Origin of the sequence: Vibrio sp. MEBiC08052, assembly GCF_001506075.1 — a bacterium.
Lineage (GTDB): Bacteria > Pseudomonadota > Gammaproteobacteria > Enterobacterales > Vibrionaceae > Vibrio.
In genome coordinates this window covers 1,458,641-1,484,241 of sequence record NZ_KQ947475.1, presented here as the reverse complement: position 1 = coordinate 1,484,241, position 25,601 = coordinate 1,458,641, and the positions used below count along the sequence as shown (strand labels likewise).

Annotated in this window: 22 protein-coding genes; 11 read left to right on the top strand and 11 right to left on the bottom strand. The window is 45.8% G+C overall.

What is annotated here, in order from left to right; translation table 11 throughout:
- Positions 1–29: 29 nt before the first annotated feature.
- From VRK_RS06540 to VRK_RS06525, 4 genes are all read right to left on the bottom strand, one after another.
- Positions 30–755, bottom strand: coding sequence for an amino acid ABC transporter ATP-binding protein (locus VRK_RS06540; protein WP_082671439.1), 726 nt, complete (start codon positions 753–755; stop codon positions 30–32).
- 22 nt (positions 756–777) lie between these two features.
- Entirely contained in the window at positions 778–1,722 is a 945-nt protein-coding gene (locus VRK_RS06535) for an amino acid ABC transporter permease (RefSeq protein WP_059120621.1), read from the bottom strand.
- 90 nt (positions 1,723–1,812) lie between these two features.
- A complete protein-coding gene (locus tag VRK_RS06530) occupies positions 1,813–2,619 on the bottom strand; it encodes a transporter substrate-binding domain-containing protein (protein WP_059120620.1) in 807 nt (268 codons plus the stop codon).
- 264 nt (positions 2,620–2,883) lie between these two features.
- Positions 2,884–4,098, bottom strand: coding sequence for a trans-sulfuration enzyme family protein (locus VRK_RS06525; RefSeq protein WP_059120619.1), 1,215 nt, complete (start codon positions 4,096–4,098; stop codon positions 2,884–2,886).
- A gap of 193 nt (positions 4,099–4,291) precedes the next feature.
- On the opposite strand from VRK_RS06525, the gene VRK_RS06520 reads away from it, so the two are divergent.
- Entirely contained in the window at positions 4,292–4,762 is a 471-nt protein-coding gene (locus VRK_RS06520; protein ID WP_059120618.1) for an Lrp/AsnC family transcriptional regulator, read from the top strand.
- A gap of 88 nt (positions 4,763–4,850) precedes the next feature.
- Here VRK_RS06520 and VRK_RS06515 read toward each other — a convergent pair whose 3' ends face one another.
- Together VRK_RS06515 and VRK_RS06510 are read right to left on the bottom strand one after the other, a co-directional pair.
- Positions 4,851–5,048 carry a DUF4250 domain-containing protein gene (locus VRK_RS06515; RefSeq protein WP_059120617.1) on the bottom strand — a complete coding sequence of 66 codons (198 nt, stop codon included), beginning with the start codon at positions 5,046–5,048 and terminating at the stop codon, positions 4,851–4,853.
- Between the two features lie 87 nt (positions 5,049–5,135).
- Positions 5,136–5,816 (bottom strand): hypothetical protein, encoded by a 681-nt coding sequence (locus VRK_RS06510; protein ID WP_059122687.1) that lies wholly within the window; start codon positions 5,814–5,816, stop codon positions 5,136–5,138.
- Positions 5,817–6,025: 209 nt separating this feature from the next.
- On the opposite strand from VRK_RS06510, the gene VRK_RS06505 reads away from it, so the two are divergent.
- Complete coding sequence (locus VRK_RS06505; RefSeq protein WP_082671332.1) at positions 6,026–8,242, top strand: YgiQ family radical SAM protein; 2,217 nt, start codon at positions 6,026–6,028, stop codon at positions 8,240–8,242.
- Positions 8,243–8,302: 60 nt separating this feature from the next.
- Here the strand turns inward: VRK_RS06505 and serC are convergent, their stop codons facing one another.
- Both serC and VRK_RS06495 read right to left on the bottom strand, forming a co-directional pair.
- Positions 8,303–9,397, bottom strand: coding sequence for a 3-phosphoserine/phosphohydroxythreonine transaminase (serC, locus tag VRK_RS06500; protein WP_059120616.1), 1,095 nt, complete (start codon positions 9,395–9,397; stop codon positions 8,303–8,305).
- 159 nt (positions 9,398–9,556) lie between these two features.
- Entirely contained in the window at positions 9,557–10,810 is a 1,254-nt protein-coding gene (locus tag VRK_RS06495; RefSeq protein ID WP_059120615.1) for a DUF945 family protein, read from the bottom strand.
- Positions 10,811–11,075: 265 nt separating this feature from the next.
- On the opposite strand from VRK_RS06495, the gene VRK_RS06490 reads away from it, so the two are divergent.
- From VRK_RS06490 to VRK_RS06480, 3 genes are all read left to right on the top strand, one after another.
- The gene (locus VRK_RS06490) at positions 11,076–13,028 is read left to right on the top strand and encodes an ATP-binding protein (RefSeq protein WP_059120614.1); all 1,953 of its coding nucleotides are present in this window, start codon (positions 11,076–11,078) and stop codon (positions 13,026–13,028) included.
- Between the two features lie 24 nt (positions 13,029–13,052).
- On the top strand, positions 13,053–13,553 hold the full coding sequence (locus tag VRK_RS06485; RefSeq protein ID WP_059120613.1) for a response regulator: 501 nt from the start codon (positions 13,053–13,055) through the stop codon (positions 13,551–13,553).
- A 278-nt stretch (positions 13,554–13,831) separates the two neighbouring features.
- Positions 13,832–14,380, top strand: a complete 549-nt coding sequence (locus VRK_RS06480) for a hypothetical protein (RefSeq protein WP_059120612.1) — start codon at positions 13,832–13,834, stop codon at positions 14,378–14,380.
- Between the two features lie 68 nt (positions 14,381–14,448).
- Here VRK_RS06480 and VRK_RS06475 read toward each other — a convergent pair whose 3' ends face one another.
- Positions 14,449–15,054: a TfoX/Sxy family DNA transformation protein gene (locus VRK_RS06475; protein ID WP_059120611.1), complete on the bottom strand. Its 606-nt coding sequence runs from the start codon at positions 15,052–15,054 to the stop codon at positions 14,449–14,451.
- A 318-nt stretch (positions 15,055–15,372) separates the two neighbouring features.
- Here VRK_RS06475 and VRK_RS06470 point away from each other — a divergent pair, with 318 nt between their 5' ends.
- From VRK_RS06470 to VRK_RS06450, 5 genes are all read left to right on the top strand, one after another.
- Positions 15,373–16,293 (top strand): HDOD domain-containing protein, encoded by a 921-nt coding sequence (locus VRK_RS06470; RefSeq protein ID WP_059122686.1) that lies wholly within the window; start codon positions 15,373–15,375, stop codon positions 16,291–16,293.
- 140 nt (positions 16,294–16,433) lie between these two features.
- On the top strand, positions 16,434–18,086 hold the full coding sequence (gene panP / locus VRK_RS06465) for a pyridoxal-dependent aspartate 1-decarboxylase PanP (protein WP_059120610.1): 1,653 nt from the start codon (positions 16,434–16,436) through the stop codon (positions 18,084–18,086).
- Between the two features lie 325 nt (positions 18,087–18,411).
- Positions 18,412–19,266: a MurR/RpiR family transcriptional regulator gene (locus VRK_RS06460; protein ID WP_059120609.1), complete on the top strand. Its 855-nt coding sequence runs from the start codon at positions 18,412–18,414 to the stop codon at positions 19,264–19,266.
- 178 nt (positions 19,267–19,444) lie between these two features.
- On the top strand, positions 19,445–19,711 hold the full coding sequence (locus VRK_RS06455; RefSeq protein WP_038178314.1) for a GrxA family glutaredoxin: 267 nt from the start codon (positions 19,445–19,447) through the stop codon (positions 19,709–19,711).
- A gap of 198 nt (positions 19,712–19,909) precedes the next feature.
- Positions 19,910–21,592, top strand: coding sequence for an aspartate:alanine antiporter (locus VRK_RS06450; protein WP_059120608.1), 1,683 nt, complete (start codon positions 19,910–19,912; stop codon positions 21,590–21,592).
- A gap of 116 nt (positions 21,593–21,708) precedes the next feature.
- On the opposite strand, the gene fabV is transcribed toward VRK_RS06450, so the two are convergent.
- Positions 21,709–22,911, bottom strand: a complete 1,203-nt coding sequence (gene fabV / locus VRK_RS06445) for an enoyl-ACP reductase FabV (RefSeq protein WP_059120607.1) — start codon at positions 22,909–22,911, stop codon at positions 21,709–21,711.
- Positions 22,912–23,306: 395 nt separating this feature from the next.
- On the opposite strand from fabV, the gene VRK_RS06440 reads away from it, so the two are divergent.
- Positions 23,307–24,239, top strand: coding sequence for a 1-aminocyclopropane-1-carboxylate deaminase/D-cysteine desulfhydrase (locus VRK_RS06440; protein ID WP_059122685.1), 933 nt, complete (start codon positions 23,307–23,309; stop codon positions 24,237–24,239).
- On the opposite strand, the gene VRK_RS06435 is transcribed toward VRK_RS06440, so the two are convergent.
- Entirely contained in the window at positions 24,236–25,600 is a 1,365-nt protein-coding gene (locus tag VRK_RS06435) for a TrkH family potassium uptake protein (protein WP_059120606.1), read from the bottom strand. The genes VRK_RS06440 and VRK_RS06435 overlap by 4 nt on opposite strands.
- Position 25,601 lies beyond the last annotated feature (1 nt).

Sequence of the window (25,601 nt, the reverse complement as noted above, 5' to 3'; positions counted from 1 at the left end):
CGCCAGTTGTTAACTGGCGGAAAATTCAATTATAAAATTTTGGCAAGAAATTGCTGTAAACGGGGATGAGGCGGGGATTCAAACACCACCTGAGGCGTATCATCAACCAACAGGGCACCTTCTTCCATAAACAACACGCGGTCGGCGACCTCTTTGGCGAATCCCATTTCATGAGTCACGATCACCATCGTCATACCCTCTGCTGCCAATCCTTTAATCACATCCAACACTTCACCGACCATTTCCGGGTCAAGCGCTGATGTCGGTTCATCGAACAACATCAAATCCGGCTCCATCGCCAATGCCCGGGCTATCGCCACGCGTTGCTGTTGCCCACCGGACAGATGAGAAGGATAGTTATTCATCCGCTCAGCCAGACCAACGCGTTTCATTAACGCTTTCGCAGCGGCTTCAACCTCTTTCGCCGGACGTTTAGCCACTTTCAATGGTGCCAACATCACATTTTCTAAAGCAGTCTTATGGGGAAATAAATTAAAACTTTGAAACACCATCCCGACATTTTGCCGTAATTGATTGATATCCGTTGATTTCGCATACATATCGATACCATCGACAATAATTGAACCTTCGTTAATGGCTTCAAGTTGATTGAGTGTCCGCAAGAAAGTGGACTTGCCTGAGCCGGAAGGTCCGATAATCGCAACAACTTCGCCTCTTTTCACCGTCGCACTGACAGATTTCAGAGCATGGCAACCATTGGGATAAAATTTTTCAATCCCTTGGGCAACAATCATGTCTTCACCGGAATATTGATTATTAGTCACTAGCCGATAACCTCTTTTCTAACAGTTGGATCGCCCACGAAAGTGAGCCGGTGACAAGCAGATAAAGCGCGGCAACGGTAAACCAAACTTCAAAGGGAGCAAAACTACCCGCAACCACTTCCCGACCGGCTTTGGTCAGATCGGTAATTGAAATCACCGAAACCAATGACGAATCCTTAATCAGATTGATAAACTGCCCGGCGAGCGGTGGCAACGTTCTCTTAAAGGCTTGCGGCAGTATGACATACAGCATGGCCTGCGGGTACGTCATTCCTAATGAACGAGCGGCTTCCATCTGGCCACTGGATACTGACTGAATCCCCGCCCGGATAATTTCTGCAACATAAGCACCGGTAAATACAGACAGTGCCACGACGCCCGCGGTAAATCGATCCAAATCCAATACGGTACCGATAAAGAAATACACGATAAAAATCTGCACCAACAACGGTGTACCGCGAATAATCTCAACATAAGTCAGGGAAAGATCCCGGGCAATCTGATTTTTTGCGACTCGCATCAACCCGAAAATCAAGCCCAGAAAAATGGCAAAGAAGAGTGAGATGAAAGAGATTTTCACCGTCACCCAGAGCCCGACGGCTATCGGCCCGAATTTCCAATCTTCGACCCGGGCGATGGTATCCCCTTCGAAAATTAAATCACCATTACCAATCACTCGTTCATCATAGGACTTGATGACCTGATCGGGAGCTCCGTTATCAAACTTCACAATGATTTTATTGCCTTCGATAACAGACACACCATCACCGTGAGCTCGGATATTCTGCATCTCAGTATTGACGATATAGGGCCATAGTCGATCCCAATGCCAGTTATAATTAATTGTTTTGCCGGAGAAATAAATCCCTCCCACCAGCAACACCATAATTACGGCATAAATTCCATGACCTATCCAACGGCTGGATTTTGACTGCATTACAATGATTCTCTTCTGTTTACTGCTCACCCGGACAAGGGAAACCCCAAGTCCGGTACTTCATATTAATTGAGTATAATCGCGAGGAAATTACTGAACATCCTTCAGCCAGCTATCAGATTTGAACCATTTATCATAAATACGCTGGTAAGTTCCATCACCTTTCACCTGACGCAGGTAATTGTTCAGGAAATTAAGGAAATTAGGATCATCCTGACGAATTGCCCATCCCAGTGGTTCATAGGTAAACGGTGTATCCAGATGTGTTACCTGCTGTGGATGCTGCGCGGCATAAATGGCATTATACGGTAAATCATACACATAGGCATCGGCTTTACCATTCGAGACTTGAAGTACGGCATCGATTTCAGTGTCATAAAGATCCAGCTTTGCTTTCGGGATATAACGTTTCGCAGCATCTGCGCCCGTGGTTCCCAGCTTACTGGTTAAGGTATATTTCGGATCATTAAGATCCTGATAATTTTTGATTTTACCCGCCAGTTTAGGTGAAATCAGTACCGATTGTCCGATAACAATGTAAGGATCGGCAAAGTTAACTTTCAGGTTACGCTCCGGTGTAATGGTCATACCAGAGATAATGATATCGCATTTGTCGGTCTGCAAGGCAGGAATGATCCCATCCCATGCGGTATTAACCGGTACAAATTTCACACCGATAGAACGTGCCATATGTTTTGCCATATCTAAATCGAAACCGACAAAACGACCATCTTTGGTCTTCATTTCAAACGGCACATAACCAGCGTCAAAACAAGCTCTGAGTTCTCCTTTATTCAGGATGTTTTCCAGTGCAGATGATGCTGCATAAACCTGTGTCGTCAATGCAGAACAGGCAAGTACCGCCCCAGCAATGGCTGATTTTAATATTTTATTCATACTGTCCCTTTATGATTTTTATATCTGTGACCATTTCCATCAAGAAATGCGATGTTGTGTTGTCAACTTTGCTGAATTATTCAGCAAAGTTATCTTTAACATATTGCGACAGAACAGTAGCACTTTTCAATACTTTCGTCACAATTAATCACAACCTTGTCTACAAAAAAATCAAGCCATACGGACAGTCCATACACACCTTTTATCTCTTGCTACATCCTTATTCCAAGAGACTTCAAAGTGATATAAACCGGGAAGAACCGATTAACGTAGTAACTGATCAAGCTCTTCAATGAGATCGTGCGGATTTTCCAGACCAATCGACAACCGCAATACTCCTTCTCCGGCATAATGTCGAAATTGTTGTTCCTGTTCAGCCGTCATCCGGTAAGTCGATGTCATCAAGTCAGCCGTTTTCAGTAAGACCGCCAGACTCCGCTGGTGTCCGATAGAATAAGCGTAGTAAAATAAACGGGCATCTCTGGCAAACCGCTGCGCAATGTCATCCATCGCATCGACCTGAAAAACAATAATCCCGCCTCCATAAGCCATCTGTTCCTTCGCCAGCACATATTGAGGATGAGATGTGAGCCCCGGATAATTCACTTGCTTCACCCGGGGATGATTCTCCAGCCATTGCGCGATTTGATACGCCGAATCACTAATGGTTTTCATCCGTGGATACAAGGTCTCGATACCACGCATAATCAGCCAGGCATTTTGTGCGCTGATCGTGATCCCAAAATGCGCTGCCGCTCTGGAACGAATTTTTGCAATCAAAGTTTTGTTCCCCGCGACACACCCGCCCAATGCATCGCCGTGACCATTGATAAACTTGGTCAGCGAGTGAATGACAAGATCAGCCCCCAGCACTGCCGGACGCGTAATCACCGGTGTCGCAAAGGTTGAATCCACCGACAGCAACACCTGATGCTGTTTAGCGACATGCGCCAGTTGCGCCAGATCAGTCAGACGCAATAAAGGGTTACAAGGGCTCTCGGCATGGATCAGCCGGGTATTGGGACGAATTGCCTGCACCACCGCATCGAGATCGGTCAGATTCACCGCGGTCACTTCAATCCCATAGTCAGGCAAAATGTCTCTTGCCAACTCATAAACTGCGGCATAGCAGACATCGCTGATAATCAAATGATCGCCGGCACGTAACAGTGAAAAAAACACTGCTGACAGTGCCGCCATTCCTGTCATCGTTGCATAGGCATCATCAGTACATTCCAGTGCTGCAATCCGCTGCTCAAGCTGTCGGACAGTCGGATTGGTCCAGCCGGCATACAAAAAAGGCGCATCGGCTAAATCCTCAATCCCGTTGGCGGAAAACGAACCGTCCTCCGGTACAAAACAGTGATTGACCGACATTGTAATATTGGGGGTCGTGACTCCGGTTTGCTGATCCGGAAAAAAACCAGCCGAAAGTGCCAGTGTTTCAGGATAATACGGTGGGGACTTAGACTCAGACATCAATACAAACTTCCGTAAGGTTCAAAACAGCAGTGAGAAAATGAGACAGGCATGTACTGGATAACACACCATCCCGGACTCGATAGTATCGGGTAAACAAGAGCGGCTGAACGGAGAAATAACCGAATCAAACTATGATTTTCTGCATATTTTATCGTAATATGCAGAAAATCCGCATCAGAGACCTTAAAATATGCAACTTGACTTATTTGATAAGAAAATACTGGATATCATGCAACGTAACTGTCGGCTGCAAACCGAACGGATTGCCGAACAGATTGGATTATCGGCATCCGCCGTACAACGCCGGATCAAAAAATTACGTCAGGAGGGGGTTATTCAACAGGAAGTGGCAATCATTGATCCGCAATATCTGATCAATCATATGAGCTTTTTAGCCGGTTTAGAGATCGAACGGGACAACTACCAGACACTGTCCCACTTCAAAAGTTGGGCTGAGCAGAAAGAAAATATCCAACAGATCTATTATGTCACCGGGCAGTTTGATCTGATAGTCTTGGTGACCGCGGCAACCGCGCTGGAATATGATGCATTCATCGAAAAACTGATGCAGGAAAATCCCAAAATCCGCCGGGTTACGACCCATGTGGTGCTCGACAGTCCGAAACGTTCATTTTACACGCCCGTCAGTGAATCAGAATAGCAAAGGCTGGATGTCACCATCCGGCCCGAGTCGCCTTTCTGTTGTCACCGGTCATCAATCATGACTGCCACTCGACCAATGAAACGACTCAATGATCGGCTTTAAACTGATTGGTCAGCGGATCGTACTGATAACCCAAATGACCTAACTTATCGAGCACGGCTTGAGAGTCACACTCATACGTCGTCACCAAATCGTCAAAACTTTCACATTCGAGTCGCAGTTTCTCATTGACGATGCCCAGCAAAATCGAATGGTCTAAACGGTCAATATTTGAAAAGTCCATCACTACCCTCCTTTCGGTGATTCTGAGGTTGTAAGCCTGAATGAAGTCAACCTGATTTAAGTGTAGTGCGAAATCGTGACAAGCAACTTAATAAAAATACAACTGGTGGAATCCGCTCATCGCCGTTAAAAGCACCAGACAGGAAATTCCCAGCTGTACTTTGTCCGCATTTTTAGTCGTCAGTAAATGCCATGACCAGATAATCACAGCCGTCACTAACAGAGAAAAACTGAGTAAAATCGAGTGCAATACGTTTTGCAACTGAATCGGATCCATACTGGCAGCCAGTGGAACAATACACAGCGTCAGTAATATTGCTGTCAGAATGCCGATAACCGGTAACAAACGATGAAAAGCTTGCAAGCGTGTTCTGGCAATGGTCAGTAACCAATGAGCGGCAATCGCCCCTAACAACAAACATGACAAGACTAACGTGACCGCAGCAACCCAGTTCGGAGTGCTCAGAATGGCATACAACAGCGTCAGTCCGGCCACTCCATTGGCAAGGTAGAGTATTTTGAGTGGCCCTTCCTCTCGCGTCTTACCCGTTTTAACCTGAGAATAGAAATAACCGATCAGCACAACATTCACAAGCGTATATAAATGCTGGGAAGCGACCAGCAGCCATAGCACCAACAGCAGCGGTAAAATGCGGTGAATTCTCCCCCGTTGTCCCGGACAAATTTCCCCTTTGGTCAAAACAAGCGTAAGAATAAATTGTGCTCCGGCGGTCATTGGAAGCAATACGGCAATAAAAGCGTTCAGCATAACGAAATCTGGCATAAAATTAGATAGCGTGATCATACCAAAAACGCTGCCGGATGAAAGCCGAATGATGCAGAACTATCGAGGAACATCGGGTGAATAATATCCTATCGCAATAGATCAATACCCCGATTTATTTTGTGGATTGATGATGCTGGCAGCGCCTCTCACTTGCCGCTATAATGCCCGCCGCACATTCATGAGGTCAAAATATGCACAGCAACATCACGCCAATTCATCACTATGAACCCTATTGGGCCAGGTGCTTCGGTCACGCACCGTTTCTGCCAACCAGCAGACAAGAAATGGACCAGTTGGGCTGGGATAGCTGTGATGTCATCATCGTCACCGGTGATGCCTATGTTGATCACCCAAGCTTTGGCATGGCGATTATCGGCCGTCTGCTCGAAGCGCAAGGATTCCGGGTCGGTATTATTTCGCAACCGGCGTGGCACAACAAAGATGATTTCATGGCGCTGGGGCAGCCAAACCTGTTTTTCGGTATCACTGCCGGTAACATGGACTCGATGATCAATCGTTACACGTCAGATAAAAAACTGCGTCATGATGATGCCTATACGCCCGGAAATGAAGGGGGGAAAAGGCCGGATCGCGCCACGCTGGTCTATTCCCAACGCTGCCGCGAAGCTTATAAAGAGACACCGATTATTTTAGGTGGTATCGAAGCCAGCCTTCGTCGCGTCGCCCACTATGACTATTGGTCCGATAAAATTCGTCGTTCGATCTTATTCGATGCTAAGGCTGACCTTTTGCTATTTGGTAATGCCGAACGGGCACTGGTCGAAGTCGCTCACCGGCTGGCACGGGGAGAATCAATTCAGTCGATGACGCGTATTCGCGGCACAGCAGTGATCTGCTCTCAAGCGCCGGACACCCATCGAATCATCGACTCTTCGCGGATAGAAAAACCGGGAAAACCGTTTGTGCCGACCAATCCGTATCAGGCCGAACCCGCCTGTGAAACCAACACCAGTGAGGCGCAAGCGCAGCCGATTACGGTACGTCCCTCTCGCCACGATGCTGAAACGACTGCGGTACGTCTGCCGTCGTATGAAAAACTGGTCAATGACCGAATTCTTTATGCTCATGCGAGCCGGGTGCTCCATCTGGAAACCAACCCTTACTCAGGCCGTGCTTTAATCCAGAAGCATGGTGATCGGGAATTATGGGTCAATCAGGCACCGATTCCGCTTTCTACCGAAGAGATGGATTTTGTCTTTGGTCTACCTTATGCCCGCGTTCCCCATCCTCGTTACGGAAAAGCGAAGATTCCGGCCTACGATATGATCAAAACGTCAGTCAATATTATGCGCGGATGCTTTGGCGGCTGCTCTTTCTGTTCCATCACTGAACATGAAGGGCGGATTATTCAGAATCGTTCCAAAGAGTCGATTCTGGAAGAGTTGCAAGAGATTCGCGACAAAGTTCCCGGTTTTACCGGAACAATTTCTGACCTCGGCGGGCCGACGGCCAACATGTATCGTTTAGGCTGCTCAGATCCGAAAGCGGAAGCCAATTGTCGGCGTCCTTCCTGTGTGTTCCCGGGGATCTGTCACAAACTCAATACTGATCATAAACATACCATTGATCTCTACCGTTCAGCCCGGGAGGTCGAAGGGATTAAGAAAGTCTTGATTGCTTCTGGTGTGCGCTACGATTTAGCCATTGAATCCCCGGAATATGTCAAAGAGCTGGTGACGCACCACGTCGGCGGCTACCTGAAAATTGCCCCGGAACATACCGAAAAAGGGCCATTAGATCTGATGATGAAACCCGGTATGGGCGCTTACGAGCAGTTCAAAGCGATGTTCGAACAGTACAGCGCAGAAGCTGGGAAAAAACAGTATTTGATCCCCTACTTCATCTCCGCGCACCCCGGCACCGAAGATGAGGATATGTTGAATCTGGCGCTATGGCTGAAGAAAAATAATTTTGAATGCGATCAGGTTCAAAATTTTTACCCATCCCCGATGTGTAACGCCACAGCGATGTACCATGCAGAGACGAATCCGCTCAAACGCGTCAAGTATAAAAAGCGCGATGTTGTACCGGTCGCCAAAGGAGAGCGCCAGCGCCGTTTGCATAAAGCATTACTTCGCTATCATGATCCGAATAACTGGCCGTTAATACGACAAGCATTGGTTGATATGGGCAAAAAACATCTGATTGGTGACGCCCCACACTGCCTGATTCCGGCAGAAGACCAACAGAAACAAACACCGGCACAACGTCGAAAATCCGGCAGACATGGGGTAAACCGTTTTGCGACCAAACATACCAAATCTCAACCGGGATTTGCGCCATTGCGCGAGGGTCGCAATCAATCCCAGAAAACGCCATCTCAGCCGGCCAAGTCGCAGCAACGAGGCAAAAATCCAGCGAAATCAAAACGGGTCAAATTATCATAAGCCATAAAAAACGCAGCAATTTTGCTGCGTTTTTTCAATCAATCGGCTGTAAATTCAGTATTATGCGTATTCCGCCTCGAATTCTTGCATAAACGCGACCAATGCCTGAACACCTTCTAGTGTCATTGCATTATAAAGTGACGCCCGCATACCGCCCACGACACGGTGACCTTTCAATGCCACCAAACCTCTTTCTTTGGCCAGTTCAAGGAATTTGCCATCCAGTTCAGGGTTTGCCAACTGGAACGGAACATTCATTCGAGAACGGTTATTCGGATGAATCGTGTTACGGTAGAATGGCGACTGATCAATGTAACCATAAAGTGCTTCCGCTTTCTCGCGGTTGATCTGCTCAATTGCTTTCACGCCACCTTGATTTTTCAGCCATTTAAACACCAGACCAGACAAGTACCAAGCATACGTTGGTGGCGTATTGAACATGGAATCTTTTTCCGCCAGTTCTTTATAGTTGAGAACCGTCGGTAACACCTTATGAGCCAGTTCCAGCAGATCATCCCGAACAATGACAATCGTAATCCCGGCCGGTCCGATATTTTTCTGGGCGCCGGCATATATCACACCGTACTGACTGACATCAATTTCCCGAGACAGAATATTAGAAGACATGTCTGCTACAATCGGTTTATCCGTAATTGGCAGGTCATTAATCTCAATGCCATCAATGGTTTCATTCGGACAGAAGTGAACATACGCTGAGTCTGGAGCAACCTGCCATTCACTGGCTGGTTTCACGGCCATTTGTCCGTCAATTTCGGTTTTAGCATCAAATAAATCGATGTCGCAGTATTTATTCGCTTCATCAATTGCACTCTCTGCCCAGTATCCGGCATCAATATAAGTCGCCTTGGTTGACTGACCCAATAAGTTTAACGGCACAGCCGCAAATTGTGCTCTGGCACCACCCTGACAAAACAGGACTTTATAATTATCAGGAACGTTCAACAGTTCCCGGAGATCCTGCTCTGCCTCTTGGGCAACTTGAATAAACTCTTTACTGCGATGGCTGATTTCCATCACAGATGTGCCCAGTTGATTCCAGTTGATAAATTCGGCTTGCGCCTGTTCCATCACGGCTTTTGGTAAAGCTGCAGGGCCTGCACTGAAGTTATACACGGTGTCAGACTTTAACTTCATGGGTTCGTTGCTCCTACGGTCAATCATGCATTTATAATAGAGGCTTTGATTAATATCACTTTTCCGGTGACAAAAAAAGCAGAAAAGAGGCGAATTGCCTCTTTTCGAATGCTGGTGCTGAAATAACCCAGAATAAATCGCTTGAACGATAAAAAGTGGTTACATTTGCATCATCGCTGACATTAATATTGCCATCAGCGGCACTTTTTTCCCACTTTCAAAAACAAGGTCGCCATCTTGCACGGTTGCGTTCATCTGATAGGCATCACCATTTTCCTGCATCATTTGCATGGTCACCAGCTCATCGACGCCTTGCCGCAATACAGGGAAAGCATCAGCAACCGCTTTAGGCACTTGACTTTCCACATGCCCTGTCAGTTTTTTGACGACAGCTAGCGGATCTTGCATAGTTTGTTGCATATCTTCTGGCAATTGCAGATCAACTTTGGACTCTATTTGTCCTTGTGCTAAACCGATATCCAGCTGTTCTAACGCAATTGAAAACCCTTTAGAAACCAGTTGATCAAGCGCTTGCTGTAAATTTTGCGCATCAGTTGGCGTGATATCGGCATAATGCTCCAATATTTCAGCGATCTTCGCCAAACTATCGACATCAAGCTGTCCCATCGAGAAAATCACATTCAGATGTTCAACTACACCATCCTGAGCCGAAATTTTGGCAATGTTAAATTGTTGACGAGTATCGTATCGGGTCCGATCGGCATCCATAGATGAGGTGTTCTGATACCCAACATTCTCTAAAGTAAAATCTCCCAGACCAGAGTCATCAGACATCACGGTCTTATCGACCTGGAGCGTTTGAGAACCAATCCAGAATCCTTTCTCTTTTTTACCCTGACCATTGCCATAAAGATTATTCACCTGAATCTGAAGATCAGCATTACTAAACTGCACAGATGGGATATCCAGCTGATAATCAATTTCACCTAACGTTGTGACATCACCAGACAGTGACATCGGTGTGAATGTCATCGACCATGTATTACCCTGATAATGCGTCACTTGGCTATCCACCTCAAAATGGGTATTGCCGTTGAGCTGTGTCTGGGTCACGATTTTTATCAGCTTATCCGGCTGATTGACTAACTGAGTGACGGCATGAATAGAAAAAAGGCCATGTTTCACGTCACTGTTCAAAATCCATGACGTGGGTAAATCATCATCCTGCATTTGTGCTTTTAAGCCCGGGTCAGTCACCTGAATCTCAGTTTTAACCTGTGACGAAAGATACCCACGGTCATAATTCAGGACTTTTGCCGTCACTAACTGATTATCAATATTGGCAATATTGTCTTTAAATACTTTTTCGGCGATCTGTCCGACGACTAATGGCCAAGAAGCCATCAAGCAGACCGCACCGCCAACCGCTGCTACTTTTTTAAGTTGATTCATAACACAGGATCTCTATAGTTTATTGTCTATCATACATACTCAAAAACCTTATCACTAATACACATCCGTTTAAGCAGAAAAGTTATTTGAATATTTATTGTTACACTTTCAATGGTATTCATCGATGAGATTCACATCAATCATGCAATCCAGACTGTTTCATTTCTTTTCACCGACAAACCGCTCATTATAGAACTTAGCTCTCATCCCCATCCGTAAAACCTTGGTAAAGTTTCAAAAAGATATTCTTATCTGTGAGAGCTTTGTGAACCACTACGCGATTATCTGCTTAGATAACAACCCGATCAGTGTGGAACAGTATCAGCATGAACTGACCCCGTTTACCGGCCTGTTCGATCTATATTGTGTCGATTCGATCAGCGACGCGCAGTATACACTGGATTTTATTCATGAACGTTCACAAATTGTCGCTTTAGTGATCGCCTGCCACCATGATGCGCTCAATGGCGCAGATTTCTTAATTCAGCTTGACAAACAGCCCCACACCAAGAATGCCAGAAAAGTGCTCATTAGCGCGGGAAAAGATATTCAGGTCATTCTCTCTGCCGTCAATGAAGGAAGATTGGATCACGCGCTCACCAAGCCATTACCGAACCAAATATTGTACCAAACCGCCTACAAAGAGTTGACCCGGTTTATTCTCGATACCGAATCGGACAACTTATTAGACTACAGCCAAGTGCTCGACCAGAAACAACTTTTACGCGCCCATGTCGATAATTCCATGCGACATTTCCGGCAGGGATTTATTCATGATTATCATCAGATGAGTGATACTGAACTGGCAGAAAAGGTGATCGTTCTCCTGTATGCCTTCTTTGAGCAAAAAGATGAAACCCACGCGTGCCGGACTTACTCCCCCAATCACCTGCTCACCCGGGAAGGAGAAGAAAATCAGTTTCTTTGGTTTATCACTCAAGGAGAAGTGGCACTATTTAAGCAAGATGAACTCGGCCATGAACGCGAAGTCGTCCGGCATCCCAAAGGAAATCTGGTCGGAGGGATGTCATTTGTGACGGGCGAGCCTTCCTTTTCAACCGCAGTGACACTCACTAAAACCCATGTGATTAAACTGGATCGGGAAGTTTTTACCCAAGTAATGCATTCAGACAGTCAACTGCTGCCACTGTTCACCAACTTGCTTTTACGCCATTTTAACCGGCGCTTACAACGCAGCATTACCACAAAACTTGAATTACAAAAAACGCTCGAATCACTGGAGGCAACCCAGCAACAGTTAGTCGAACGGGAAAAGCTTGCCGTCCTCGGTCAACTCGTGGCCGGGGTCGCCCATGAATTGAATAACCCTGTCGCAGCAATTCTACGCGGTGCTGAAACACTGGCGGAACAAATTGAATGGGTGTTCAAGACACACACACCGGCATTGACTGAGCAAGCCACTGAATTACTGCACCGTGCCATGACCGTCACCCCGCTTTCAACATCAGAAGAGAGACAACGGGTGAAAGCACTGGAAAATCAGCTACCGGACCGCAGCCTTGCCAAAAAATTGGTCAAATTACAACTGGATCATGATCGTGATTTAATCGAACAACTCAGCATAGAACAGACCGAGGCCAGAGCGCACGTCCATCAACTCGAACATTATATGAAAACCGGAAATGCGCTGCGGTCAGTGCTTATCTGCGCTCAACGGATCACAGATATGGTTAAAGGCCTGAAAAGTTATGCGCGTGCAGATGACGAAGGCTATCTTCCCGTCAATATTCATGAGGGACTTGAAGATACTCTGGTCATTTTTGAAAACCGACTCAAAAGGCACCAACTGATCAAAGAATATGCAGAAACTTCATCGGTTTATGGCCAACCTACCGCATTACAACAAGTCTGGGTCAACCTACTGTCGAATGCACTCGACGCTCTTCCTGAACACAATGGCAAGATTGAAATACACACCCGTCAGGTCGAGTATCAGCATCGCGCTTACCTGTGTGTCACCGTAACCGATAACGGAACAGGCATTCCGGCTGAACTCCAAGATCAGATTTTTGAACTAAACTTTACTACCAAAAAAGAAGGAAACTTCGGTCTCGGGATCGGTCTTTCAGTCTGTCAACAGATTATTCAACAACATCAAGGCTGGATTCAGCTCAATTCACAGGTGGGCGAAGGCACAACGATTGATGTTTATCTGCCCCTTATCCAGCCGGGCATTGATGAACACATGCAATCATGAATAGTGATGATGAAGGAGCACACTATGAATCAACGTTATTTGATCCTCTGTGTTGATGACGAACGGGAAATTTTGGACAGCGTGATTCAGGACCTAGACTGTTTTGAAGATGATTTCGTCGTCGAGGCAGCACAGTCGGTATCGGAGGCAAAAGAAGTGCTGTCTGACTGCCAACAACAAGATATTCCTCTGGCACTGATTCTATGTGATCACATCATGCCGGAGCAGACGGGTATTCAATTCCTGATAGAGCTTAATGCCGACCCACAAACTGCAACGGCACGTAAAGTTCTCCTGACCGGACAAGCTGGCCTTGATGATACCGTCACGGCAATCAATCATGCCGGTTTGGATTTTTATATCAGTAAACCTTGGCAAGGAGATGCGCTTCGCCAAGCTATTAAACACCAACTCACTCAGTATATGATTCAGAACGAAACCGATCTGTCACCTTGGATGAAGATCCTGGATACAGCGGAAATACTCGCAGCACTGTCGCAGCGACGTCGTGAATTTGGCGAGTAATTCGAAGCACTGATGAAGCTAGAGTACTGTTGAAGAATGGTTAAGCGGTCTTCGATAGTCATTTGCTTACAATGGCTATCGTTCCCTCACCAATAATAGAAGTGTGTTTTGGCTCTTATTTATGGCATCGTATTTGCAAACGATTTACTCACACGACAAAAGCATGACACTCTAAAGGTAGCATTATGCCTCTCATCCGGTTTATGATGTGTTAAAGGGTTGATTGAAGGCAGAATTACTGCCATTTTACAGGGATTCTAAATAAGATAGGTTCGGTTATGCGTAAAATTATTAGTGCAACAGTGTTGTTACTAGCCTCTGGTTATACATTTGCAGCGGTAGATCCAAACAGTCCATCGGTGATGAGCAACTTCAGTTATGACTACTATGAAGCTCGGATAGGTATTAGTCCCAATACTTATGGTGCTGGTTTTAGTATGTCAGTTCATCCCAATGCGCATGTAATAGGACGAGTCGATTCAAAACTTGAAGGCGATTACGATCTAACAGGCGGCTTAGGCTTCCACGCACCCATTAACAACTGGGCTGATTTCACAGGTGAAATGTTAGTCCGCATGGTTGATTATGATGACTCCCGAGGTAGTGATACCGGTATGGAATTGAATCTGGGTGTTCGCCAGTGGTTGGGGCCACAACTTGAAGTCGGTGGCAAAGTGGGTTATCTGAGCATTGATAATGATGACGATTGGTTGGGTGCTGCCTACGCTCGCTTCCACTCTACAGAATTGTTCTCGGTTGCTGCTGAAGCTCGCTTTAATGACACATATGATGATCAAATCATCTTAAGTGCCCGCTTCAAATACTGATTTAAACGATTAACCTCCTGATTACTCATGACTAATACAGCCAAGTTAAGCGACTTGGCTGTTCAATATTATCCCTCCTCTGTTTCTATCAGGATACAGCATTCATTCAATAACTGTTGTTTGCGCCTTTCCGGAATCAGTTTCCAGTGTACTTCTTCAATGGCTCCCACAAATTTCCACAACAGTTTGATGTCTGTCGTCGTGCCATATAATTGCCTGACTTTGATAAAGGCTTTCAAAGCACCCAGTTTAAAGAATGTGGCAACATCCGGAATCCCTGATTTCTTCATCATCCGCTCGATGGTCAAGTGTAAATTGGGTAAATCTCTCAAGCGTCGGTTCGATAATGCATATTTTTGCTTTTTCTGAAAAATAGCCAATGCCTTCGAACGACTGATAAGCTCTCCCAGATAGGGATAACCAGATTGAAATAATTCAGTAATATCATAATAATTCACTTTAGAAATACTTTGTTTTTTAACAAAGACATATTTTGAGCAATTTAAATCATTTAATTTCTCATCCAGAACACCTCCTCCTCGAATATAAATATGATTTGTGCTAATTAAAGCAAACATGGCGTCTTGCCAAAATAGCCCGATATCCCCAAATATTGACTTCGTGTCAAAGTTTTCTCTTTCCATTAAGTAATCAAAAAATTTTGTTGCTATCATTTACCCTAGCCTCGGTAGTCGTTATACGTATATTTCAGGCTGACTTCATAGGCGATAACTCGGAGATTCATAGCGGGAACATCCGAGCTATCGCTCTATTGTCGGTTTAAAAGATATAACGAATTGATTTCTAAAATCTCGGCAAGGGGTGTGAAATGAGTCCCATCAAAACCAGAGCAATCACGCAGATATAATAAATATGCGTGTGTATTCTCAATTTGAACGTAAGACCGATATTTTTTATAACTCACCGATAATTCATTGCGGTGCTGTCAGTGCAACGCTAAAATAACGTAAATAGCAACGAATCTGATGAATATGAATCACGTCTCTTTTTTTTGGCTTCCGAGTGATCAACAAGCCTTATTTCAGGCAATTGAAACCGAATTTGCTCAAATGGTTGAATTGTCTATACGAAGCGGAAAGATAGAACTCCCTCCGATCCCTCAGGTCGTGCTGGAAATCCAGAAACTCTGCTTGGATGAAGTGACGACTGTCACTGATGTCGCAGAGTGTTTGATCGATGATCCGGGTTTGACAGCGGTTGTCCTGCGTATTGCGAATTCCGTCATTTTTAATTCCAGAAGTATTGCCTATAGCGATATCAACACCGCTGTATCCAGACTTGGGATTTTTCGGGTCAGAGACATTGTCACGGCACAGGCAGTGAAACAACTGAAATACTCGGTAAATCTTCGGGATGACTGTAATCAAATCTTGCGCCAAAGCGCGACCAACTCAAGAAAGTTATGTGCAACGATGGTTCTGGTTACCAACGCATTTAAGCATCTGGATCCACAGGAATATGCTTATCTGGAATCAGATAAAGCGTTGCTCGTCGGTCTATTAGCGGATATCGGGTTATTCTGCTTACTCAACGAATACCACCTCTATCTTGAACAAGGCAACTACCTTGATCATGACTTGGCAATGCGTATTTTTGAATCTCGTTGTAACCGGACCAGCTATCATGTCCTCAAAACATGGGGATTTGATCAGGATTTTCTTTCTGTGGCATCGAACAAAGAGAGACCGCATAAACCAAGAGAAGTCTCTTATCTTGATGTCGCCAAAATTGCTTACCACTTACTGCTGTTCCGTGAACAAGACGAAAGCATTGACGATCATGAGGTAGAAATCAACGCAACCGGGGCTGAAGTCTTATATGAGTTAAGTAACTTATCAGATAACGACTTTAAATCTCAGATTCGTTCGATCATTCATTCATCTGGATTTTGACTCCTGATTATTGAGCCACCCAATACAGCCATCATTGAGACAATGGCTGTTTGGCAAACCCACAATTAATGCGGGACATTCACGACATTTTCGTTTAGATTGTCCCGCCAGAATAGGCCACGACACGATTTAATAGCTTTATGGTTTTAAAAAGCAAAACAGCGGAAGCCAATTTTGATAGCCTGCTTCGAATTTTTACCATACCGGAAGGTCCGGGGTCCACGCTGACCCAAATCGAAGAAGAGATTTCTCAGAACCTTAATCAGTTCTTACGAGAACATATCGTTTCCGAAGAAAAGCCGCTGAAAGCAATTGAGCAAGATTTTCTATCCTCACAAATTCCGGAACAACCGGTGTTTGTCTCTGAACATACCCAGCATTTGCTGGATAAGGTTGTTGCTCAATCGGTCCATACTTCGGCTCCCAGTTTTATCGGTCATATGACATCTGCACTGCCCTATTTTCTGATGCCGTTGTCAAAGATCATGATCGCTCTGAACCAAAACCTAGTCAAAATTGAAACATCGAAAGCCTTTACCCCACTCGAACGTCAGGTCATCGGCATGTTACACCGACTGATCTATACAGGTAGCGAAGACTTTTATACCCAGTGGATGCATAGTGCCAACCATTCTCTGGGGGCATTTTGCTCTGGGGGCACCATCGCCAACATCACGGCGTTATGGGTCGCCCGCAATAATGCTCTCAAAGCTCAGGGCGCATTTCAGGGTGTCGAAAAAGAAGGTCTATTCCGGGCGATGAAACATTATGGCTATGAAGGGTTAGCGATTCTGGTTTCAGAACGTGGCCATTATTCGTTAAAAAAAGCAGCGGATTTACTGGGAATCGGTCAACAAGGGTTAGTGGTCATTCCGACTGATGAACACAATAAAATCAAACCCGATGCACTCCAAACCACGATACGACAACTGAAGCAGCAACAGATTTTACCATTTGCAGTGGTGGGTGTCGCCGGGACAACTGAAACTGGCAATATCGACCCGCTGGCGGAAATGGCGGCCATCTGTCAGCAGGAACAGTGTCATTTCCATGTCGATGCAGCCTGGGGCGGTGCAACACTGATGTCGCATCAATACCGCCATCTGCTCAACGGCATCGAGCAGGCCGATTCAGTGACAATCGATGCCCATAAACAACTCTACCTCCCGATGGGCGCCGGGATGGTGCTGTTTAAGTCCCCCACATCAAGTCATGCGATTGAGCATCATGCTCAGTATATTCTCCGTGAAGGATCGAAAGATTTAGGCAGCCGGACGCTGGAAGGTTCTCGCTCCGGTATGGCAATGTTGGTCTATGCATGTATGCATATCATCAGTCGGGCGGGTTACGAATTGCTGATCAATGAAAGCATTCAAAAAGCAGCTTATTTTGCCGACCTTATCCGTCAACAGGATGACTTCGAACTCGTTTCAGAACCTGAATTGTGTTTACTGACTTATCGTTATGTCCCCGAACAAGCTCGTCTCGCCTTGCAACACAGTACTGGTGATACCCTTGCTCAACTCAATCAACAACTGAATGAACTGACAAAATTTATTCAGAAAAAGCAAAGAGAATCCGGCAAATCATTCGTTTCCCGGACGCAACTGACACCGAAACGTTGGCAGTATCTCAATACCATCGTGTTCCGTGCCGTACTCGCCAATCCGTTGACCACAAAAGATATCTTACATGCAGTTTTGGAAGAACAGCGACATATTGCCGCGTTAGCACCCACATTACTACGCCAAATCCAACGCTCAGCAGAACGCATTCTGTCAGGCAACATATAATATGCATTTCCCGTTTTCGGTCACGCGATCACATCTGATGAAATTTTATTTCTGACTGATGTAAGAAATGAATCATTTTGTCTCGGAGAAATCCTGTTTTTTCAGATTTAGCGGTAAAATTGAGGGATCATATGAAATTTAGTTTGAGGCCTGTCATATTCTTATCATTTGATAACCTGAAATGTTACAGAATTACCGGTGCATACGTTTATACTCATTTCCCATGCCCACTTCGTGATGAATATTGAATGCTTTGGGTATCATGATTCGATATCACCAGTGATCAGGTCGAATTCCTGAAATGTTCTTTTCCCGTGTGAACACTATGAATACATTAGAAAAAATTCAAAAAAATCTGGAAAATTTTAGCAAGTCTGAACGCAAAGTTGCAGAAGTCATCATGGCGTCACCACAAACTGCAATTCATTCCAGTATTGCAACCCTTGCCAAAATGGCTGACGTGAGTGAGCCCACGGTAAACCGCTTCTGTCGTCGTTTGGATACCAAAGGTTTTCCGGACTTTAAACTTCATCTCGCCCAAAGTCTGGCAAATGGAACACCCTATGTGAACCGTAATGTCGAGGAAGATGATGGCCCGGATGCATACACGCATAAGATTTTTGAATCAACCATGGCTTGCCTTGATGTTGCTAAAAACAGCATCGACGCTGCACAAATTAACCGTGCCGTTGATTTATTGACTCAAGCCAAGAGAATTTCATTTTTTGGCTTGGGGGCTTCTTCCGCAGTCGCGCGTGATGCACAGAATAAGTTTATTCGCTTTAATATTCCGATCTCCTGTTTTGAAGATATTGTCATGCAGCGTATGAGCTGCATCAATTGCACCGATAATGATGTGGTTGTCTTGATCTCTCATACCGGCCGAACCAAAAGTCAGGTTGAGATCGCGCATCTTGCAAAACAGAATGGTGCCACCGTCATCGCAATCACAGCCAAAGACTCACCACTCGATCAGGTCAGTTCACTCTCCATCTGTCTGGATGTCCCGGAAGATACCGATGTCTATATGCCAATGGCAAGCAGAGTGGTTCAGATGACGGTGATTGACGTGCTCGCAACCGGCTTTACGTTACGTCGCGGCTCAGGATTCCGGGAAAACCTCAAACGCGTCAAAGATGCATTGAAAGATTCTCGCTACGATAAGTTGCCTCAGTTCTGACACTGAACAGCATATCCTTAAGATTTCCATCTCATGTGGGCCATCGCGGCCCATATTTCTTTCCGTGGCAGGTCATCGATTACATCGTTTTAACCTATTAAAACAAGAGGCAGATGTAACTTTATTTCCGAAGTGACTTCAGGCATAGTTACGCCAACAACACATGAAGGAGAAAGTTATGTTTGTAGTGATCTTTGGTCGTCCCGGCTGCCCATTCTGTGTTCGGGCAAAAGAACATGCAGAAACGTTGAAAGCAAAACGTGACGATTTTAATTTCCGCTACGTGGATATCCAGGCAGAAGGCATCAGCAAAGCTGATTTGGAAAAAACCGTAGGCAAACCCGTTGAAACCGTACCGCAAATCTTCATCGACCAGACTCATATTGGTGGCTGTACTGAATTCGAGGCTTATGCTAAAGAAAATCTGGGTCTTTTTGACGAATAATACCGACCTGACTAACCTGCCAATTATCCTGGCAGGTTTTGCTTTTCTGACGCTCCGGCGCATTGATTCTTTCCCCTCTTCCCCTCGTTAAGATTAAAATTCTTCTTTGTGCCAAAAAGCCTGAAAAATACCCTTATTTTTTCTTATATTTCAGATACAATTTACCAGCCATCTTTTTCCACATCCCTGAGTCGAGTTGTGAATATAAACGTTGTTTTGCTGTTAAAAGAAAACCCTATTCTGCTTATTTTTGTTGTTCTGGCGAGTGGTCTGGCGCTGGGGAAAATTCGTTTCGGGAGCCTGCAGGTCGGCAACTCCATCGGAGTTCTCGTCACCTCACTCCTCATGGGTCACCTCGGATTTTCTCTGAATTCAGAAGCGCTCACCATCGGTTTCATGCTGTTTATTTATTGCGTCGGTATCGAAGCGGGACCAAACTTTTTCGGTATCTTTTTCCGAGATGGAAAGCACTACCTGATCTTAAGCCTGACGGTTCTCATCATTGCCAATCTAATCACTTATTTCGGGGGCAAAGCCCTTCATCTGGATTACGGCTTGTCTGCGGGGATGATGGCTGGCGCACTGACCTCAACACCGATCCTCGTCGGAGCCCAAGATGCCTTAGGTTCCGGACTGGCGGAAATTCCCCGTAATATGGAGATGTCCCGTGTACTGGAAAATGTCTCCGTCGGCTATGCGATTGCTTATCTTATCGGCCTTATCAGTATGATTATGTTTGCGAAGCTGCTGCCGAGACTGCAAAAACAGAACCTCTCAGATTCAGCTCAGCAAATTGCCCGGGAGCGCGGCTTAGGCCATAACGGACAGCGGAAAGTTTACTTACCCATTATTCGTGCTTATCGGGTAGGAAAAGAGCTGACAGACTGGATTGACGGCCGTAATCTTCGTGAATTGGGGATCTACCGTCAAACGGGCTGTTACATTGAGCGCATCCGACGTAATGGCATTCTAGCTCATCCGGATGGTGACGCGATTTTGCAAGAAGGCGATGAAATCGCACTGGTCGGTTTTCCTGACAGCCACGCGAGGCTGGATCCCAGCTTCAGAAACGGCAAAGAAGTCTTTGACCGCAACTTGCTTGACCTGCGCATTTCAGAAGAAGAAATCGTGGTTAAGAGCGACAGCATGGTCGGCAAACGGCTGTCTGACCTGAATCTTTCCGAGTATGGCTGTTTTCTCAACCGCGTGGTCCGGGCACAGATTGAAATGCCAATGGACTCAGATATAGTCCTCACCAAAGGTGACCTCCTTCAGGTCAGTGGTGAAAAAAGCCGGGTACAAGGGCTCGCAGATAAAATCGGTTTCATCTCGATCCACAGTCAAATGGCAGATTTGTTGGCTTTTTGCGCCTTTTTCATCTTTGGGATTACGCTCGGTCTGATTACCATGACCTTCGGTCAAGTCTCTTTTGGTTTAGGTAATGCTGTCGGGTTATTGCTTTCTGGAATTACTCTCGGCTTTTTACGGGCCAATCACCCAACCTTTGGTTATGTCCCACAAGGTGCGCTGAATATGACCAAAGATCTCGGGTTAATGATTTTCATGGTTGGTATCGGCCTGAGTGCCGGTGGTAGTATGTTTCAACACCTGTCAGAAATCGGTATCAAAGTGATTGGTCTGGCTTTTCTGGTCAGTGTCGTCCCGGTATTTTTTGCTTACCTCATTGGCGCTTATGTTCTGAAAATGAACCGGGCGTTACTGTTTGGTGCCATTATCGGAGCAAGAACCTGCGCACCGGCAATGGATATCGTCAATGACTATGCGAAATCAACCATCCCTGCGCTCGGATATGCAGGGACGTATACCATTGCCAACATTTTGATGACCCTGACAGGAACCGTCATCATTTTACTGAGTTAGTGAATCAGGGTTTATTCCTGTGCCGATGCTGCTCAACAGCATCTATCATAAGCACATCATTTCGGATCAAAAAAAGCGCCATTACGGCGCTTTTTCACTTCTCAATCGAAAACAAATCAGATATCAATCACGTCAAACTCAACGGCCGGATTCACATCCGCATCATAATCGACGCCATCAATACCAAAACCAAACAGTTTCAGAAATTCTTCTTTATATGCTTCATAATCTGTCAGCTGTTTGAGGTTTTCCGTGGTGATCTGTGGCCACAACTCACGGCAATGCTGCTGAATATCGTCTCTCAGTTCCCAGTCATCAAGACGCAGACGATTGTTGTCATCCACGGCCGGTGCCTGACCATCAGCACGATACAGTCGCTCACTAAACAGACGATAGATCTGCGCCATACATCCTTCATGAACCCCTTCTTCACGCATCTTTTTAAACACCATAGAGATGTAAAGCGGCATGACAGGAATTGCAGAACTGGCTTGCGTTACAACCGATTTCAATACAGTCACATTTGCAGAGCCCTGTTTTGCGCTCAGTTGCTGGTTCAGCGCTGTTGCAGCACGGTCCAAATCCATCTTCGCACGACCCAGCGCACCGTCCCAATAGATTGGCCAAGTCAGCTCAGTACCGATATAGCTATACGCGACTGTTTTACAGCCGTCTGCCAGTACACCCGCGTCGTTCAATGCGTTGATCCACAGTTCCCAGTCCTGGCCGCCCATGACTGTCACAGTGTCTTCAATTTCCTGCTCAGTTGCCGGTTCAATGCTGGCTTCAATAATGACATCCCGATTGGTATCAACAGCAGTTGAAGTGTAAGTTTCACCAATCGGTTTCAGCGCTGAACGAACCAATTCGCCACTATCGGGCATTTTTCTGACAGGGGATGCCAAAGAATAGACAACCAGATCAATCTGACCCAAATCTTGCCGAATCAGCTCAATTGCTTTCTGTTTTGCTTCATGGGAAAAAGCATCACCATTGATACTTTTCGCATAGAGGCCGGCTTCATGTGCACATTTATCAAACGCAGCAGCATTATAAAATCCTGCGGTACCCGGTTTCTTCTCGGTTCCCTGCTTTTCGAAGAAAACACCGATCGTTGCCGCACCACCACCAAATGCCGCAGCAATACGCGATGAAAGTCCATAGCCACTGGAAGAACCGACAACCAGTACGCGCTTAGGCGCATTGTCGATGCTTCCTTGTGATTGAGTATAAGCGATCTGCTCTCTGACATTCGCTTCACACCCGACTGGATGTGTTGTCGTACAAATAAATCCACGAATTTTAGGTTTGATGATCATATTCAACTTCCTTTAAAAAACCCCGTAAGAATAAAAGTTTCGCCTCTAAATCTCACCCTATTTCTTAAGATTTCCCCTCAAAAAGTGAGTGGTTGGATCTCTTTTTACCGTTTTGAACGTTAAAAATGGAGTTACTCCATTGAAAAATATATAAATTCTATTCAATCGTTCTCACCGGCATCACTGATTCAAACGAAAAAAATGAAAAAATGAGGAACTATCTGTGACATCACCAGTCTGATTTAACAAGATTGGCAGAAATGTTGGATAACTTTTTGTCAATACTGCTTTTTCTTGTTAACTCCTATTTATAGTAGCCAGTACAGGTTGTACTGGCTTTTTTTTGCCTTGAGTACGCCTTGTGATAGCGATCAACTCAAGCTATGCTTGCCTGCATGAATATATTGACCCATAGCCCGACGACCGAGCACACCTTTGACGGCAAGCATTTCTATCTCAAACGAGATGATTTGCTTCATCCTCAGTTTTCAGGCAACAAAGCCCGCAAATTGATGACATTGCTTGATGCGCCGCTGCCTCAAATCAAGACGTTGATCAGCTATGGTTCTCCGAAAGCCAATTCTCTTTACTCATTTGCTGCGCTGGCACAACTCAGAGGCTGGCAGTTTGAATATTACGTTGATCATATTCCTCAGTGGTTGACCGGACATCCGCAGGGTAACTACAAAGCGGCACTGGCACTCGGTGCAACAATCTATCCCACAGGACAACATCCAACCGCAGCGATGCACCCTTGTGATTATATTCAACAGGTTCGTTGTCCTGATGAGAGTTGCCTGGTCTTGCCCGAAGGCGGACGGAGTGATATTGCTCAGCCGGGCATTACAGCACTCGGGGATGAAATCATCACTTGGTGCAATAAACACCAGATTGAGCGCCCTGTCGTCGCGCTTCCCTCTGGCACCGGCACCACAGCCCTCTATTTACATCAACACCTTGCCTCTCATCAGATTCAAGTGCTGACCTGTGCCTGTGTCGGTGGTGAATCTTACTTGAAGAAACAGTGGGATATGCTGGCAGCCACCAGCTATCCGACCATTTTGTCTGTGTCGCAGAAACATCATTTTGGCAAATTGTATCGCGAAAACTACACGCTCTGGCTGAATCTCTGTCGCGAAACCCAAGTCGAATTTGATTTACTCTATGACCCGCTGATGTGGCGCTGTCTGCAAAACTGGTTAACCGAACATGCTGATACACCGCTGATCTATATCCATCAAGGCGGTTTACTGGGTAATGTCAGTATGCAGGCCCGATACCAGCGCAAATACGCAGATTTACCCCCGCCTCACAAATATAACCGTTAACCAATAACGAGTTTGGTCTCAGGATAACGCAAACGATGCGTTCTGGGGCTGGCAAGAAAATAAGCGATGGTGAGTGGCCCTAACCGGCCGATAAACATCATCAGCATAATAATTACCTCACCGGTTTCAGACAGCGACGCAGTCAAACCTCGGGAAAGCCCGACGGTTCCCAATGCTGAAATGGCTTCAAAAATAATATCGATCATCGGCGCATGTTCGCTCAGCAGTAAACCGAAAATAGCCATCCAAGTGACACCGATAGAAATAACGGTCAGCGCCAGTGCTTTATTAATCGTCTCTTTAGGAATTTCTCGTTTAAACACCTGAATTGCGGCATCTCGTCGCAAATAACCATATGTTGCCAGAATCAGAACAATGAATGTCACCACTTTAATGCCGCTGGCGGTACTCATCGATCCGCCACCGATAAACATCAGCACCAGCATTACAGATGTGGTTGCATCTTTGAGCTGATCGATCGCCAGCGTATTGAATCCGGCAGTTCTCGGTGTTACCGCTTGAAACCATGAAGCCAGCCACTTGCCCCCTTCGCTCAAAGGTGCCAGCGTATGGGGATTATCGTATTCAATACAATAAATCAGAATCACGGCCACCGCGTTAATGATGACTGTCCCGGAGATCATCAATTTGCTGTACGGTGTCAGCAGAACCCAGCGGCGATTGCGAATTAAATCCAGCCAGACAGAAAATCCCAGTCCCCCGATAATAAACAACCCGGTAATCGTCAGATTCACCACCGGATCCGAGACATACGGCATCAGGCTACGGCTATCGAGAGCAAACCCGGCATTGTTAAACGCACTGATGGTGTAAAAGAAGCCGTGAAATAAGCTGGTTTTCCACCCCAGTTCCGGCAACCAGTAAAGCGATAAAATAATCATGCCGATCGATTCGACGATCAAAGAAAAATATAAAACGGATTTTGCGGTAGAAACTAATGTGGAGGCATCGGTCTGATTGAAGGCTTCTCTGATCACTGTCCGCTGCAAGAAATTAATTTTCCCCCCCAATGCAATTAACGTCACCACCGCGAATGTCATCAGCCCCAACCCGCCGAACTGGATCAATATGGCAATGATGACCTGACCAAAGACAGTAAACGCCGTTCCTGTATCGACCACAGAGAGTCCGGTCACAGTCACTGCCGAGGTGGCAGTAAACAAGCTGTGTGCCCAACTGATTGGCGTCACGGTTGCCAGCGGTAGTTTCAGCAAGCATGTTCCCAGTAAAATCAGCAACAGAAAACTGGCACATAAGATAATCGGTGGCGCGGCAGCAATCTTTCGCCTCGCTTTCGGTCTTCTGACTATCGGAGATGTAGACGGATGCCATGCTGCCATG

Bases quoted from the DNA above. Each gene is read 5' to 3' on its own strand.
- serC (WP_059120616.1), bottom strand. From the start codon at position 9,397: ATGAAGTTAAAGTCTGACACCGTGTATAACTTCAGTGCAGGCCCTGCA.
- VRK_RS06495 (WP_059120615.1), bottom strand. From the start codon at position 10,810: ATGAATCAACTTAAAAAAGTAGCAGCGGTTGGCGGTGCGGTCTGCTTG.
- fabV (WP_059120607.1), bottom strand. From the start codon at position 22,911: ATGATCATCAAACCTAAAATTCGTGGATTTATTTGTACGACAACACAT.
- VRK_RS06455 (WP_038178314.1), top strand. From the start codon at position 19,445: ATGTTTGTAGTGATCTTTGGTCGTCCCGGCTGCCCATTCTGTGTTCGG.
- VRK_RS06505 (WP_082671332.1), top strand. From the start codon at position 6,026: ATGCACAGCAACATCACGCCAATTCATCACTATGAACCCTATTGGGCC.
- VRK_RS06475 (WP_059120611.1), bottom strand. From the start codon at position 15,054: ATGATAGCAACAAAATTTTTTGATTACTTAATGGAAAGAGAAAACTTT.
- VRK_RS06460 (WP_059120609.1), top strand. From the start codon at position 18,412: ATGAATACATTAGAAAAAATTCAAAAAAATCTGGAAAATTTTAGCAAG.
- VRK_RS06435 (WP_059120606.1), bottom strand. From the start codon at position 25,600: ATGGCAGCATGGCATCCGTCTACATCTCCGATAGTCAGAAGACCGAAA.
- VRK_RS06530 (WP_059120620.1), bottom strand. From the start codon at position 2,619: ATGAATAAAATATTAAAATCAGCCATTGCTGGGGCGGTACTTGCCTGT.
- VRK_RS06480 (WP_059120612.1), top strand. From the start codon at position 13,832: ATGCGTAAAATTATTAGTGCAACAGTGTTGTTACTAGCCTCTGGTTAT.
- VRK_RS06535 (WP_059120621.1), bottom strand. From the start codon at position 1,722: ATGCAGTCAAAATCCAGCCGTTGGATAGGTCATGGAATTTATGCCGTA.
- panP (WP_059120610.1), top strand. From the start codon at position 16,434: ATGGTTTTAAAAAGCAAAACAGCGGAAGCCAATTTTGATAGCCTGCTT.
- VRK_RS06540 (WP_082671439.1), bottom strand. From the start codon at position 755: ATGATTGTTGCCCAAGGGATTGAAAAATTTTATCCCAATGGTTGCCAT.
- VRK_RS06515 (WP_059120617.1), bottom strand. From the start codon at position 5,048: ATGGACTTTTCAAATATTGACCGTTTAGACCATTCGATTTTGCTGGGC.
- VRK_RS06520 (WP_059120618.1), top strand. From the start codon at position 4,292: ATGCAACTTGACTTATTTGATAAGAAAATACTGGATATCATGCAACGT.
- VRK_RS06525 (WP_059120619.1), bottom strand. From the start codon at position 4,098: ATGTCTGAGTCTAAGTCCCCACCGTATTATCCTGAAACACTGGCACTT.
- VRK_RS06510 (WP_059122687.1), bottom strand. From the start codon at position 5,816: ATGCTGAACGCTTTTATTGCCGTATTGCTTCCAATGACCGCCGGAGCA.
- VRK_RS06485 (WP_059120613.1), top strand. From the start codon at position 13,053: ATGAATCAACGTTATTTGATCCTCTGTGTTGATGACGAACGGGAAATT.
- VRK_RS06440 (WP_059122685.1), top strand. From the start codon at position 23,307: ATGAATATATTGACCCATAGCCCGACGACCGAGCACACCTTTGACGGC.
- VRK_RS06470 (WP_059122686.1), top strand. From the start codon at position 15,373: ATGAATCACGTCTCTTTTTTTTGGCTTCCGAGTGATCAACAAGCCTTA.